The organism is Sphingobacterium sp. E70 (assembly GCF_019285695.1).
GTDB lineage: Bacteria > Bacteroidota > Bacteroidia > Sphingobacteriales > Sphingobacteriaceae > Sphingobacterium > Sphingobacterium detergens.
In genome coordinates, this window is the sequence record NZ_CP079104.1 from 5,062,189 (window position 1) to 5,075,970 (window position 13,782).

General features: G+C 40.2%; 12 protein-coding genes and 3 pseudogenes. 5 read left to right on the top strand and 10 right to left on the bottom strand.

The features are described 5' to 3' along the window. Positions 1 to 12 precede the first annotated feature (12 nt). From KUH03_RS36225 to KUH03_RS36285, 9 genes and pseudogenes are all read right to left on the bottom strand, one after another. On the bottom strand, positions 13 to 417 hold the full coding sequence (locus tag KUH03_RS36225; protein ID WP_306429862.1) for a TolC family protein: 405 nt from the start codon (positions 415 to 417) through the stop codon (positions 13 to 15). Then, positions 399 to 1,478 carry a TolC family protein gene (locus KUH03_RS36230; RefSeq protein WP_257089414.1) on the bottom strand — a complete coding sequence of 360 codons (1,080 nt, stop codon included), beginning with the start codon at positions 1,476 to 1,478 and terminating at the stop codon, positions 399 to 401. The genes KUH03_RS36225 and KUH03_RS36230 overlap by 19 nt, the downstream gene beginning before the upstream one ends. Beyond that, positions 1,475 to 4,641 (bottom strand): annotated as a pseudogene (locus tag KUH03_RS49715) (efflux RND transporter permease subunit). The gene KUH03_RS36230 and the pseudogene KUH03_RS49715 overlap by 4 nt, the downstream one beginning before the upstream one ends. Positions 4,642 to 4,787: 146 nt before the next feature. Next, entirely contained in the window at positions 4,788 to 5,531 is a 744-nt protein-coding gene (locus tag KUH03_RS36260; protein ID WP_257089424.1) for an efflux RND transporter periplasmic adaptor subunit, read from the bottom strand. A 32-nt stretch (positions 5,532 to 5,563) separates the two neighbouring features. Continuing rightward, positions 5,564 to 5,818, bottom strand: coding sequence for an efflux RND transporter periplasmic adaptor subunit (locus KUH03_RS36265; protein ID WP_257089426.1), 255 nt, complete (start codon positions 5,816 to 5,818; stop codon positions 5,564 to 5,566). Positions 5,819 to 6,242: 424 nt separating this feature from the next. Then, a pseudogene (locus KUH03_RS36270) lies at positions 6,243 to 7,085 on the bottom strand (AMP nucleosidase). A 224-nt stretch (positions 7,086 to 7,309) separates the two neighbouring features. Beyond that, positions 7,310 to 8,558, bottom strand: a pseudogene (gene clpX, locus KUH03_RS36275) (ATP-dependent Clp protease ATP-binding subunit ClpX). Between the two features lie 2 nt (positions 8,559 to 8,560). Next, entirely contained in the window at positions 8,561 to 9,262 is a 702-nt protein-coding gene (gene clpP / locus KUH03_RS36280) for an ATP-dependent Clp endopeptidase proteolytic subunit ClpP (RefSeq protein ID WP_257089428.1), read from the bottom strand. A gap of 169 nt (positions 9,263 to 9,431) precedes the next feature. Then, positions 9,432 to 9,893, bottom strand: coding sequence for a type I restriction enzyme HsdR N-terminal domain-containing protein (locus KUH03_RS36285; protein ID WP_257089430.1), 462 nt, complete (start codon positions 9,891 to 9,893; stop codon positions 9,432 to 9,434). 372 nt (positions 9,894 to 10,265) lie between these two features. Between KUH03_RS36285 and KUH03_RS49720 the strand changes: the two genes are divergently transcribed. The 3 genes from KUH03_RS49720 to KUH03_RS36295 are packed head-to-tail and all read left to right on the top strand — an operon-like array spanning position 10,266 to position 11,085. After that, complete coding sequence (locus KUH03_RS49720) at positions 10,266 to 10,484, top strand: hypothetical protein (RefSeq protein WP_373564550.1); 219 nt, start codon at positions 10,266 to 10,268, stop codon at positions 10,482 to 10,484. Further along, a complete protein-coding gene (gene holA, locus KUH03_RS36290) occupies positions 10,451 to 10,924 on the top strand; it encodes a DNA polymerase III subunit delta (RefSeq protein WP_373564884.1) in 474 nt (157 codons plus the stop codon). The genes KUH03_RS49720 and holA overlap by 34 nt, the downstream gene beginning before the upstream one ends. An 11-nt stretch (positions 10,925 to 10,935) precedes the next feature. Beyond that, entirely contained in the window at positions 10,936 to 11,085 is a 150-nt protein-coding gene (locus KUH03_RS36295; RefSeq protein WP_257089432.1) for a hypothetical protein, read from the top strand. 85 nt (positions 11,086 to 11,170) lie between these two features. On the opposite strand, the gene KUH03_RS36300 is transcribed toward KUH03_RS36295, so the two are convergent. Beyond that, positions 11,171 to 12,136, bottom strand: a complete 966-nt coding sequence (locus KUH03_RS36300) for a hypothetical protein (protein WP_257089434.1) — start codon at positions 12,134 to 12,136, stop codon at positions 11,171 to 11,173. 274 nt (positions 12,137 to 12,410) lie between these two features. Here KUH03_RS36300 and KUH03_RS36305 point away from each other — a divergent pair, with 274 nt between their 5' ends. Both KUH03_RS36305 and KUH03_RS36310 read left to right on the top strand, forming a co-directional pair. Further along, positions 12,411 to 12,803 carry a DoxX family protein gene (locus KUH03_RS36305; RefSeq protein ID WP_257089436.1) on the top strand — a complete coding sequence of 131 codons (393 nt, stop codon included), beginning with the start codon at positions 12,411 to 12,413 and terminating at the stop codon, positions 12,801 to 12,803. A gap of 465 nt (positions 12,804 to 13,268) precedes the next feature. Further along, on the top strand, positions 13,269 to 13,631 hold the full coding sequence (locus KUH03_RS36310; protein ID WP_257089438.1) for a TetR family transcriptional regulator: 363 nt from the start codon (positions 13,269 to 13,271) through the stop codon (positions 13,629 to 13,631). The last annotated feature ends 151 nt before the right edge of the window (positions 13,632 to 13,782 follow it).

Sequence of the window (13,782 nt, forward strand, 5' to 3'; positions counted from 1 at the left end):
GTTTTTAATTCATTATCTCCAACCGCCACCTAAAGAACGGTAGAGATCCACAAATCCATCCAGATGCTGCTGGCGTAACTCGACCAGATCCAGGTCGCTATCCAAGGCATTACTTTGTGCAGTGATCACTTCTAGATATGTCGCATAGCCACTTTTGAAGAGTAGGTTTGCATTTTTTACCGCAAGATGCGCGTTATCCACTCTTTTTCTTGCTAGCTCGAGCTGTTCCCGCTGTTTGTCTACCGTAACTACAGCGTTGGAGACTTCCGCAACTGCTTCGACGACTCGCTGTTGAAGCTGAATTTCGGCTTTATCCCGTTCAAGTTTTGCAACTTCATATTGTGTTTTTAATGTTTTGTTTTTGAAAATAGGCGTGGTCAGATTGCCAGTGATACCACCTAATAATGCGCCTGGTATATTGAACCAGTTTCGGGAAGCATGGAATTTACGCCCAGTACACCGCCTATATTTAGCGAAGGGTAGCGCATAGCCTGCTGTATATTCGCATTGGCATTCGCCGCCATTAATTGAAACTCGGAGGAACGGATATCTGGTCGATTGCGTATGATTTCAATGGGCGAACCAAGCGATATGTCCTTACTTTCTGCAAACAGATGTTCGTATGAAGTGCCTCGTTTGATACTGTCCGGGAGCCTTCCTGTTAATGTCTGCAATGCATTCTCTTGGATAGTAATCTGTTTTTCCAATTCTGGGACAAGTGAGGCTGCCAGTAAACGCTGCGATTCTGTCTGTTGAATGGCAAGTGCTGTAATCTCACCGGCTTTATATTGGAGCTTAATCATACGTAATGTACTGTCGTTCAACTGAACATTACGTTTGGCGACTTCAATTTTAGCATCTAACATCAACAGATTGAAATAACCTTTGGCGACAGACGTGATGATATTGGTCTGAATGGCATTTTTGGCTTCCTGTGTGTCCAGGTATTCCGCCAATAGCTGTTCCTGTTTGCTGCTAATTTTTTTCCAGATATCTATTTCCCAGCTAAAACTGATGTCGGATCCAAATTGAGATTGGTAAACAAACATATTTTCTGGTGCTTTCTCAGCTTTGTGCTCATAGTATTTTGACAATGGACCGCTCCCAAATTCTTTCGATCGCCAGGTGCGGTTTCCATTCGCTATGGTGGCACTGACACTCGGTAGATAATTTGACTTATTTTGAGCCATTACCCTGCTGGAGATCTGTAAGTTGAGCAGGGCTGTTTTCATTTCGAAATTATTGGTCAGTGCCGAATCGATCAGTAGCTTGAGGGTAGGATCATGAAAGAACGATTTCCAATGAATCAATCCCATGCTGGAGGTGTCACCAAAATAAGCTAAGGTGTCACCACGGAAGGAGCCGGGAAGTTTTAGTTTGGGCTGAACATAATCCTTACCAACTTTACAGGCATTTGCCAATATCAGTAACCCGGTAGCCATAAATAGTGCTGAAACGTATTTTTTTATGTTTTTCATTCTTCTTCTTTAGCTAGTTTATCCTGTAGTTTTTCATCCAGACCTTTGAAGACAACAAAGAGCACCGGAATAATAAAGATGCCAAAGGCAACTCCCAATAGCATACCGCCTGCTGCACTGAAGCTGATGGAGTGATTACCGATGGCAGACGGACCAACAGTCCACATCAGTGGAACCAGACCCGCAACGAAGGCTAGACTGGTCATTAGGATTGGCCTTAACCTTAGCTTTGCACCACTGATAGCGGCTTCCACGATGGTTTTTCCATTTTTACGTTCCTGTACGGCAAATTCGACTATGAGGATCGCATTTTTGCCAGTAGACCGATCAACATGATCAATCCAACTTGGACATAGATGTTGTTCTGTAGACCGACAAGGTTGATGACTGAAAAGACACCAATCAGACCAACAGGAATGGATAGTAAAACTGCCCAGGGAAGAATATAGCTTTCGTATTGTGCGGAGAGTAAAAAGTATACAAATAAGATACTCAGGACGAAAATCAGAATAGTCTGGGATCCAGATTGGCTTTCTTCATAACTCATACCGGTCCATTCAAAACCATAGTTTCCGGGTAGTTTTTCGTCCGCTAGCTTTTGGATGGCCTGCATGGCGTCATCGGTACTATAGCCTTCTGCTGGTGTGATATTGACCGAAATTGCATTGTATAGATTGTAGCGGGTAATGGTTTCGGGGCCGACAGTTTTTTCTAATGTCAAAATAGTATTGATGGGTACCATCTCGCCTTTGTTATTCCGTACGAAAATCGAATTGAAAGATGCTGGATCTTTACGGAAATCAAAATCAGACTGTACATACACGCGGTACTGACGGCCAAAACGATTAAAGTCACTGGCTTGCACCCGTGCAAAATAGGAACGTATGGTGGACATTAAGTCTTTGATCTCCACACCGAGTGATTTTGCTTTGACAGCATCAATGTTCACCTCGTATTGGGGGAAATTGGATTTAAAACTAGTGTAAGCACTACGGATTTCCGGACGGGTATTCAGCTGGCTGATAAAGGTATCTGCAATGGTATTAAAGTCTCTTACGTCACCGCCCATACGATCTTGAAGAACCATCTCAATACCGGCAAAATCACCAAATCCCTGTACTGTGGGCCTAGGAAATACCGTAAATGTGGCCTCATTTATTTGTGCAAGGTCATTCCTGATCGTATCCATAAAGGCGTTAATGTTTTTGATGTGCTTGCGTTTGGCATGTGGTTTAAGTGTAATATACCCTGCAGCAAAGGCTGGACTCGAACTACCATCCAGTGCATTGAAACCAGAAACTGTCGTCATACCCTCGATATCTTTTCTTTTTTCAATATACTGTCAGCGCGATAGAGTACTTCTGTCGTGCGGTTTAACGAAGCTCCTGGAGGGAGCGCTATGTTGTAGGTGATAAAACCGTCATCTTCAGTTGGGATAAAACTCTTTGGCGTTTTGATCATTAAAATGACTCCGCTTGCAGTAATCAATAGCAGGCCTATCCAGGCGATTTTTTTATGATTGATCAATAACTGTACAATAGATACGTATCGGGCAGTCAGGCGATCAAAAGAAGTATTGAATGCTTTAAAGAAACGATCCTTAAACTGGCCGATTCTTGATTTGGCTTCTTCTTCCTGTTCAGGCTTGGGCGCTTTGAGCAATAATGCACATAGGGCAGGACTCAATGTCAAGGCATTTAATGCAGAAATTAAGATCGCTGTCGCCAGGGTATAGGCAAATTGCCGATAGAAGATACCTGCTGGACCCTCCATAAAACCAACAGGCAAAAATACCGCTGCCATGACCATGGTAATGGAGAGGATTGCACCAGTAATTTCTGACATGGTCGACAATGTCGCCGCTCTAGCTTTTAATCCCGTACTATGCATCTTCTCATGGATGGCCTCCACAACAACAATGGCATCATCGACAACAATACCAATGGCCAATACCAGGGCAAACATGGTCAATACATTGAGTGAGAATCCAAAGAGCTGGAGAAAAAGAAAGTGCCGATCAACGAAACAGGTATAGCAATCGCGGGAATTAAGGTTGATCTAAAGTCCTGTAGGAAGATGAAAACAATAATAAAGACCAAAATAAATGCTTCGAAAAGTGTGTGTTCAACCTGGCTGATGGATTCATCAATTTGGTCACGTACAGAATAAGTCACGTCATAATGCAATCCCTTTGGGAATGTCTTGGCCTGTTCTTTGAGTACTTTCCGGACAGCGATATCAATATCATGGGCGTTGGAGCCGCTGGTTTGGGTCAGGTTGAGTGTCAGTCCGGGATGACCATTGACCTTATTGTCACTACTGAGATTTGTTGCACCAAATTCTACGCGTGCAACGTCTTTGAGGTATAGCACCGAACCATCATTGTTTGTCTTGATGACGATACCCTGAAATTCTTCGGGTGTGGTAAAGCGTCCTTTGTGTCGAATAACCGTTTCAAATGCCTCATCGGAAGTTTCACCAAATTTACCTGGCGCTATCTCAAAGTTTTGATCTTTGATGGCATTCATAATGTCCTGAGGAACCAGATTATAAAGGGCCAACTTTTCTGGATTCAACCAAAGCCGCATGGCATAATCCCTTGCTCCGAGTCGCGACACTTGAGCTACTCCGTCTACACGTAATAAAGGACGCATGAGATTGATCTGTGCATAAGCCTGTAAGAAGGTTTCATCATAGGCCTTATCTTGATGATCCGAGTAAAGATTGATGGTCATGATAACCCCGGTCTGACGTGGCATGACGGTAATCCCAGCTTCGTTTACTTCAGCAGGAATAGAACTGATCGCTTTGGATATACGGGTCTGCACATTGACCGAGGCAATGTCTGGATTTGTTCCGTTTTAAAATAGACGGACACAGTCCCCGAACCGGAATTGGAAGCAGACGATTTGATATAGGTCATATCTTCCACACCATTAATAGCCTCTTCAATCGGTAATAAAACACTTTTTGCTACTGTCTCAGCATTGGCACCGGGATAACTCAATGACACAAGGACACTGGGTGGTGCAATTTCTGGAAATCGGGATACAGGGAGCAGCTTTAATCCCACCAAGCCCAATATGACTAAAATAATAGAAATGACCGTGGCTAGAACGGGTCTATTTATAAAGGTTTTTAACATATAATAGATTTTAGACATTGCTCGGACATACCTGAAAATAGGTCACCACAGCGATGTAAAAATGTGCGATAATTATTTCTGTGGAATAGGGGTGACGGCAGAACCATCGGTTAGTTTGTCAAATCCACTGGTAATGACACGGTCGTTTTCCTTGAGACCTGAGTCTACGATATAATTGCCTTTGCTTTTGCCTGAAAGCTGAATATTGCGGCGTTGTGCTTTATTGTTTTGATCCAATATATAGACAAAAGTTTTGTCCTGTAATTCATTGATGGCAATCTGTGGGATCTGAAGGACATCTTTTTTACTTCCGCAATTTTTAGTGTGCCACTACTTCCCGAACGTAAAATATTGTCTTGGTTTTGGAAAGTTGCACGTAGAGAAATTGCTCCTGTGGTTCTGTTTATCTGTCCATTGACAGCATCGACAATCCCTTTTTTCGCATATTCTTCACCGTCGGCGAGAACCAGCGTTACCAGTGGAAATACCAGTTTTTGATTCTGGTTGTATTTCTTGCCTTCAATGCTGTCTTTTTTCGCCTGTGCTTTAGAGAAGTAGAGGAAGTCGGATTCATTCATGGAGAAATAAACATAGACTTCCTGTATATCGGATAGGTAGGTGAGGGGCTCTTTGTCACCTTTGGACACTAAATTCCCAATACGTTTGGGAATACGACCGATATATCCGCTTACAGGTGCTGTAATGATCGTAAAGTCTTTACTGATCTGCGCAGAACGTACGGCGGCACTGGCCTGATCTAGGGTTGCCTTTGCTACTTGATAGTCAGATTTGGCTGATGCCAACTTTACATCTGAAATGACGTCATTTTGAACCAATGGTTTCAAACGGTCCACTTCTAATTGTGCGTTTTTAAGTTTGGCCCGCGCAACCTGTTCCGTGGCTACCATGTTGTTTAAATTTTCTTGATAGGTAGAAGGATCTACTTTGAACAATTTTGTCCTTTTTGTACAAAAGAACCTTCATCGACATAGATTTCTTGAAGTAAGCCCTCAACCTGGGGACGGACCTCTACATTCACTTTTCCCTCAATGGTACCTAGATAATCCTTGATCGTGGTCGCATCAGATTTTACAACTGTATAGACGGGCAGGGCCACAGGTTTTTCATTGGTATTATTTTCTTTGGAAGAGCTTGAAGAACAACTTACCTGGCTGGCTAAGATTGAACAAATCAATAAGGATACGCTGAAAATAGATAATGTTTTTTCTTCACAATACTTGATTAAATTTTGATATATGTGCTATTGTAATGTTACTATTACAAGATATAACGCCAAATAGTTTAATTATTGTGTAAATTAACATTTGTTAACGTTTCAATTTATAGTTAATAATCGCTCAATTAATATCAAGTATTCTATGTATTAGTTTTAAATGTCTAGTTTTCAGTAGGTATTAGTTGATCGGTATCCTTGGTTTATTAAGCTAACCATAGCAGGACAAAATAGACAGGTGGTGTGCAGTTGGAGCAGACTAGAGGGAATGGAATAAAACTCCATCAAAAAAAAATGAGCCTAATTTTTTATCAGGCTCATCATTTTTAGTTGATCTTAACTTTTTAAGTGAACTAAAATATTGGGTTCCTTATTGTATCAACCCTTAAAATTTAAGGTGTTTTACAGTTAATCCGTTATTGATAAGTTGTTTTAGGGCATCAATACCGATACTGATATGTGCCTCTACATATTTCGCTGTAACGGTGACATCACTTACAGAAGTTTTGACTCCTTCAGGGACCATTGGTTGATCAGAAACCAATAACAAAGCTCCTGTCGGAATCTTGTTCGCAAAACCAACACTGAATATTGTCGCTGTTTCCATATCGACACACATGGCCCGAATCGATTTCAGATACTTTTTGAATGCCTTGTCATGCTCCCATACCCTTCTGTTGGTAGTGTAGACCGTTCCTGTCCAATAATCTCGTTGATGGTCACGGATTGTCGTGGAGATCGCTTTTGCATAGCAAATGCGGGTAATGAGGGCACCTCAGGTGGAAAGTAATCATTCGATGTTCCTCGCCACGGATAGCAGCGATAGGGAGGATCAATTCTCCTACAGGAATCTTTTTCTTGATTCCTCCGGTTTTGCCCAAAAATAGCACGGCCTTAGGGGAAATGGCGGATAGTAGATCCATTATCGTTGCGGCCATCGGGCTACCCATTCCAAAATTGATAATGGTAATACCGCCAGCGGTCACGGATTGCATAGGTTTGTCCTCTCCATAGATAGGCGCATTGTCATGCATTTCCGAAAATAGATGAATATATTTCGAAAAGTTTGTCAATAGGATATATTCCCAAACTCTTCCAAAGGTCTCCCGGTATAACGCGGAAGCCAATTGTTCACGATTTCTTCTTTGGTTTTTAAACCTGGTGTTATCGGGCTATTTACAGTATTTTTGTAGTTTTCTTTGTCATAGTCATTAAATTTTAATTTCACTAATCTCTTATCTGTCTGTCAACATTCCGTTATGGCTACGTTATTATTGTAATATAAGATTTTAAATTCTTTTTTATTATGTTTTGCCTTGTTTTAGGCGCTTTTATCCACTAAATTGCTTTCAGCAATGTGTTGTTGGATAGCATTCATGAGATGAGCCAGCGGCAAAGTGAAACAGTTAAAATGCATGGGTAAAAAAATCCCGTTCAGCGAACGGGATTTTTTTAAGCGACTTTAAGCTTTTTCAGATCGGATTTTTCGAATTTTTTCTTCGCGTAATTCAAGGTGATTTCCAAACTTTTCTGTCCCGTTTGCTCTTTCGTTGACGGCATTTCAAACATGGCGTCCAGCATAATTGCTTCGCATATGCTGCGTAAGCCTCTGGCTCCAAGTTTAAATTCGTCAGCTTTATCTACAATAAATGTGTATACTTCGGGATCAAATTTCAATTCGACGCCTTCATACTCAAATAATTTTTTGTATTGTTTGACCAGAGCATTTTTTGGCTCTGTCAAAATACTCAACAAGGTTTCTTTATCCAATGGATTTAAGTAAGTCAAGACCGGAAGACGTCCGATTAACTCTGGAATCAACCCAAAGTTTTTGAGATCCTGAGGTGTAATATACTTGTATAGATTGTTCAAGTCGATTTCCTCTTCGTCTTCATTCATCTTATAACCCACTGTTTGTGTGCGTAGACGGTTCGCAATTTTCTTTTGATTCCGTCGAATGCACCACCACAGATAAATAGGATGTTGCTGGTATTGACTGCGATCATTTTCTGGTCTGGATGTTTACGGCCACCTTGAGGTGGTACGTTGACAACTGTACCTTCTAAAATCTTTAATAACGCCTGTTGTACACCTTCGCCGGAGACATCTCTCGTGATAGAAGGGTTGTCGCTCTTGCGTGCGATTTTATCAATCTCATCGATATAGATGATACCACGTTCTGCTGAAGCAACATCATAATCGGCAGCTTGAAGCAGGCGTGTCAAAATACTTTCTACATCTTCTCCGACATAACCTGCTTCGGTTAATACCGTAGCATCAACGATACAGAAAGGGACGTTCAATATTTTGGCAACAGTCTTTGCCAATAATGTCTTACCAGTACCTGTCTCACCTACGATAATCAAATTGGATTTTTCGATTTCAATTTCATCTTTATCCACTTTTTGATTCAAACGTTTATAGTGATTATAAACGGCTACTGAAATCACTTTCTTTGCATCGTCCTGACCAATTACATACTGATCCAAGTGAGTTTTGATCTCTTGGGGCGTATTAATTTTAACGCAGTCTGTAATGTCTTGCTTTTCCGTTGTTTTAATTCTTCTGCCAAGATTTCCCCTGCCTGTTGGATACATCTGTCACAGATGTGTGCTCCATTTCCAGCAATGAGCATCTGAGCTTCATTTTTGCTTATTCCACAAAACGAACAATGAATGTCTCTATCGTTATTCTTCGCCATCTTTATTTAATAATCTCCTTCTTAGGAAGTAAAATCTCGTCAATCATACCAAATTCTTTGGCCTCATTGGCTCTCATCCAGTAGTCACGATCAGAAGATTTTTCTACCCACTCATAGCTTTGTCCGGAGTGTTCTGAAATAATGGTATATAATTCTTCCTTTAATTTCATCATTTCACGCAAGTTGATTTCCATATCTGCTGCTACCCCTTGAGCGCCACCAGATGGTTGGTGAATCATCACACGTGAGTGACGTAATGCGGCACGCTTGCCTTTTGCTCCAGCTACAAGAAGAACTGCACCCATAGATGCTGCTATTCCTGTACAGATGGTCGCTACGTCTGGTGTAATATATTGCATCGTATCGTAGATACCCAAGCCTGCATAGACACTTCCTCCTGGGGAATTGATGTAAATCTGGATGTCACGCTGTGCATCAGTGGACTGTAAAAACAACAATTGTGCCTGAATAATATTCGCTACTTGGTCATCGATACCGCTTCCCAAGAAAATAATGCGATCCATCATCAAACGTGAAAACACGTCCATCTGTGCAACGTTCAATTGACGCTCCTCAACGATGTAAGGTGTAAGATTTGTTGGAATGCTAGTCTCTGTACGGGCAATAAAACTGTCAACATGTTGACTTCCAATACGGTGATGCTTTACTGCATATTTTCTGAATTCGTTTTTATCTATATTCATCTTTTTATTTTTTCTATTCTGTAGGACTAATATAAAACTATATTTTAAAAATCAAATAAATTGAAAAGATGTTTTACATCCACTTTACATTTTTTCGATACAGCCTCTTTCAGCAAAGAAAGGCGTTTTATAATAGGGCTTGTGCTTTATCCGTTTCAAATAGAAGTCCTTAACCGATTTCGTTATAGTCGGGAAGTTCTTCTAAAAATTGATACGATTCGGTCTCAAAGTCAACTTTGCAATAATAATGATTTATACCATTGCTCACCAGTAAGTATGGAATCCGATGCACAGAATTGTAATTGGCGATCTGTTCGAATACTTTTTGTGTGATCTTGATATGCGGTGCTTTGAATTCGGCCAAAACAACCTTATGTCCCGCACTATTGTAAATCAGTAAATCACTCCGTCGCTGGAGACTGTTTAGTTTCAATCCACCCTCAATATTCATCAGCGACTTTGGATAATTCTTGATCAATGCTAAATAGTTTATCCAATGTTGCCTGACCCATTCCTCCGGTGTCAATACCAGTTCTTTTTTTCGCAACTCATCAAAAATATAAATCGCATTATTCTTTTTGGATATTTTCGCTTTGAATGGTGGCAAATTGAGTGGTGTCGGTGAAAACATACACAAATATACTAAAATTTTAGCAAAAAAAGTACATCAAACGATTCTCTCACATGGTTTTTTTGCTTTTTGCATTACTTCTTTTAATCAGTCGGTTAGATCTTTTTGTTGAAATAAGTTGGATAATAAGTCGAATTCTAATCGCTGGGTTGCTCCGGATTTGATAGTAAAATCGTAATTTCGCCTATATGAATATAAATCCGATCTTATCCGATATAAAGAACAGATCCTTTAAGCCTGTCTACCTATTGCAGGGGAGGAAAGCTATTTTATTGATACCATCGCGGACGCACTGGAATCTACAGTGCTAAATGATGCTCAAAAGGCTTTGATCAATCTGTTTTTTACGGGAAGGATATTGATATTTCTACAGTGGTTAATGCGGCAAAACGATACCCGATGATGAGCGATCATCAAGTGATTATTATAAAGGAAGCGCAGGAACTGAAGTGGAAATCGGAAACGGAGGAGCTATTGACCAAATACCTTGAACATCTGACACCAACAACCATCTTGGTTTTTGCTATAAACACGGGAAATTCGATAAGCGGAAGAAGATTTATAAGGTATTTGAAAAGGCTGGATTGGTGATCGATGCCGCTAAATTATATGATGATAAAGTAGCCCCTTGGATCGGCGGCTATCTAAAGGATGCAGGCTGGCGCATCCACCCACAGGCGGCAGCGCTGATCGCGGATTATCTCGGGAATGATCTGGCGAAGGTATCTAATGAACTGGATAAACTGATGCTCAATGTACCCAAGAGTCAGGAGATCAGCATGGACGATGTCGAACGTAACATTGGTATTTCAAAAGATTTCAATGTATTTGAGCTCAATACAGCTTTGGCAAAACGTAATGCCTTGAAAGCTTATCAGATTGTGGATTATTTTGTGGCAAATCCAAAGAATAACCCACTGGTCATGGTGATCGGGCAGGTGGCTACTTATTTTACCAAAATACTAAAATACCATTATCTCATTGATAAATCCGTTGCTGCAAAAGAATTGGGGTGCATCCGTTTTTCCTAAAAGAATATGAATTGGCAGCCCGAAATTACAACCGTCGGAAAACTTTTGATGTACTGAATGTACTCAAAGACACTGACCTGAAATCAAAGGGCGTCAACGTACCTAGCAATTTCAATAGTGAGGAGATCCTCAAAGAAATGGTCTATCGGATCTTAAATTAGGGAATAGCAAATTGCTAAAGATTATTGTGTGTTTAAAAAGTCATTATTCTTTGTGGAATTTTTGCCTGCAAGCCACGTTTATTCATTAGTTCGACATAGGTACGGTAATCTTTTTCCGCTTTTTTGTACGAAGATTGGCCTTTTTGAAAAATACATCACCGCGGTTTAAATAGGCGACCTCACGCTCAGGAAAACGTTCAATTACTTTATCTAAAAAAACTTGCGCCGCATCCAGTTGATTCGTCTGCTCCAAAAAATAGCCGATCTCATTGGCCGAAAGGACATTTTTACCATGAATAGGATTTGTATTGTCAGGCTGATTCTCGTCCAGACCTGCTTCCATAAAATACTTAGCTGTAGACGCATTAAAAACTTTAGGGAGCAAAAATAGACTGTTTTTAGGTATTTCTTTGAACGATCGGAGTAAAGCTGCATAATTGCCCGGTTGGTAAGTGAGACTAATGGCCTGATTGCTGATCACTGTAGAATCATAAGGAAGACCCTCGGCGTAATAGTCATCCAAGTATACCTTGGTGTTTTTAGTATAGGTCCTATACTCTTTGCGACTTTCGCCTATATCACTTGAGCCTGATCGATTAATTTGGGCTAATTGCCAACGTTTTGGGACTGGCCGATAGACAAAGTGATAGCTTTCACTTTGACCATGGGCGTTTGGTCCCCATGAAATAGAGATTCTTACTGTATCGTTGCTAGCATTTACGTCATAATGGCTCATATTATTGCATGATGCGCAAAAGAAGGCGTTGTCATTCCTGAAGGAGAGCCGATAGTCATTTCCTTTTCTCGCGTAAAATGCCAATCCAACCCTGATGTAATCTTCAGCTCCAAAGCTCTTATAAAATTCATGCTTGAAATTAAGTGTATCAGCTTTTCTGTAAGCAACAAAAACTCCTGCAGGTGTTTTGCTTATGTTTATTTGGCTTAACTGTACCGTATCTGTATTAAAATGTTTTGCGAAATTTTCGGCTGTAAGGGCATCTACTAATCGTATGTGTCTGGGTTGAGCTACCGAAAGCAGAGATAGGCCCATGAACAGGATAAAAAAATAAGCTTTTAATGGCATGCTTTGAAAGTTTAATATTGACTCAACTGCATACAATTGTTGTTCCAATCTTTTTCAGAGCTGAATTGGCACCGAAAATAAAAACTATTCAAATCTGCATCAATCGAAAAAAAAAACAAAAAATGTTTTGTAGTTAAATAACTACATGTATATTTGTAGCCAAGTAGCTACATGTTTAAGCCTTGCTAATTTTCTAGGGGATCACAACAGATAGCCAATCGTAAACTAAAACAAAATAATAATGAAAAAGAGGGATAAAATAATTTATTGGATTGCAACCGTATGGTTGTCCTTGGGGCTGGTATCTACCGCCATTATACAAATCTTTGGGATAAAAACTGAGGGAGCAGGAGGGGTGCAAAATGTAGATCATCTAGGTTATCCGGACTATATCCTCCCACTACTGGGAATCTGGAAAATATTAGCAGTCGTAGCATTGCTATCTCCAAAGAGACCTCTATTGAAAGAATGGGCTTATGCGGGTATTTTCTTCACGGTAACGGGTGCTTTATATTCACACATTGTTGTTGGGGATTCTTTTGGCCTCATAGCTCCGGCACTACTTTATCTGGTCCTGATTGCTGTGTCCTGGTATTTTAGGCCCAGTGAGAAGAAGTTTTTATACAACCATTAGTCTTATTCTTATCAGTCGCCTATACTGTTTGCCCGAACATTATAGGCGGCTGGGGATCGGACTTATACTTTTTATAGTGCTATTTTTCTGCCGCTTCACCCAATAGCGATATATAAACAAACCATACATTCGGTAATGGTCTTTCCAGCAGCTCAACCCCTTTTTGAAGCTATGATTGACTCTATTCTATTTTTTGTGTACCCTTTTTCTTTCATAAGATCTGTATTCTATTTGAAATAGCAATAAATGGGTTTTATTTTTTAAAATATTAATTCGTTGTAAAATAATATGTTAGATCTTTTTGGCTGTCTGAATCCAGATTTCGGTGTATTTTTTTACATAAATTTAATAATTAAACACTTGTTTAAATTAAACGTTTGTTTAACTTTGCTTCGCATTTAACAAATGATGATTTTATCCTTCAAAACAGTGGGTGCAATTATCTATAAAAAGATCAAGTTTTAAATGGAATTTAACGAGAAGCAAATAGATATCCTCCTTGCCGCAGAGCGACTTTTTGCAACAAAAGGCTTTGATGGAGCTTCAGTGCGGGACATTGCGCAGGAGGCCAATGTCAATGTAGCCATGATCAACTATTATTTTGGATCGAAAGACAAATTGCTAGAAACCTTTTTTGAGTGGCGTGTTCCAGATTTTATGATCAATGTGGATGAGCTTTCTTTGGTTGGAAATGCACTCGACAAAGTGGATGTGATGGTTGATCGGTATGTCAAATCGATGAACTCTCATCGGAAACTCTACCGTGTTATTGCAATAGAAAGCACCTTAAAACAACGGATGTTGACATCTGATGCTTTTAAAAATTGAAGATACATAATCTGGAGGTCATCACTTCGATCATTAACAGTGGCATTGAAGAGGGGGTGTTTAAAGCGGGCAATGATCCTATTTTGATTCATTCGATGATGATGGGGACTTTATGAATTTTCAGATGAACCAGGTCTTTTACAGGATCAAC

Excerpts from the sequence above, each read along its gene's own strand:
- KUH03_RS36230 (WP_257089414.1), bottom strand. The coding sequence starts at position 1,478 with ATGAAAAACATAAAAAAATACGTTTCAGCACTATTTATGGCTACCGGG.
- KUH03_RS36260 (WP_257089424.1), bottom strand. The coding sequence starts at position 5,531 with ATGGTAGCCACGGAACAGGTTGCGCGGGCCAAACTTAAAAACGCACAA.
- clpP (WP_257089428.1), bottom strand. The coding sequence starts at position 9,262 with ATGAATATAGATAAAAACGAATTCAGAAAATATGCAGTAAAGCATCAC.
- KUH03_RS36285 (WP_257089430.1), bottom strand. The coding sequence starts at position 9,893 with ATGTTTTCACCGACACCACTCAATTTGCCACCATTCAAAGCGAAAATA.
- KUH03_RS36300 (WP_257089434.1), bottom strand. The coding sequence starts at position 12,136 with ATGGGCCTATCTCTGCTTTCGGTAGCTCAACCCAGACACATACGATTA.
- KUH03_RS36305 (WP_257089436.1), top strand. The coding sequence starts at position 12,411 with ATGAAAAAGAGGGATAAAATAATTTATTGGATTGCAACCGTATGGTTG.
- KUH03_RS36310 (WP_257089438.1), top strand. The coding sequence starts at position 13,269 with ATGGAATTTAACGAGAAGCAAATAGATATCCTCCTTGCCGCAGAGCGA.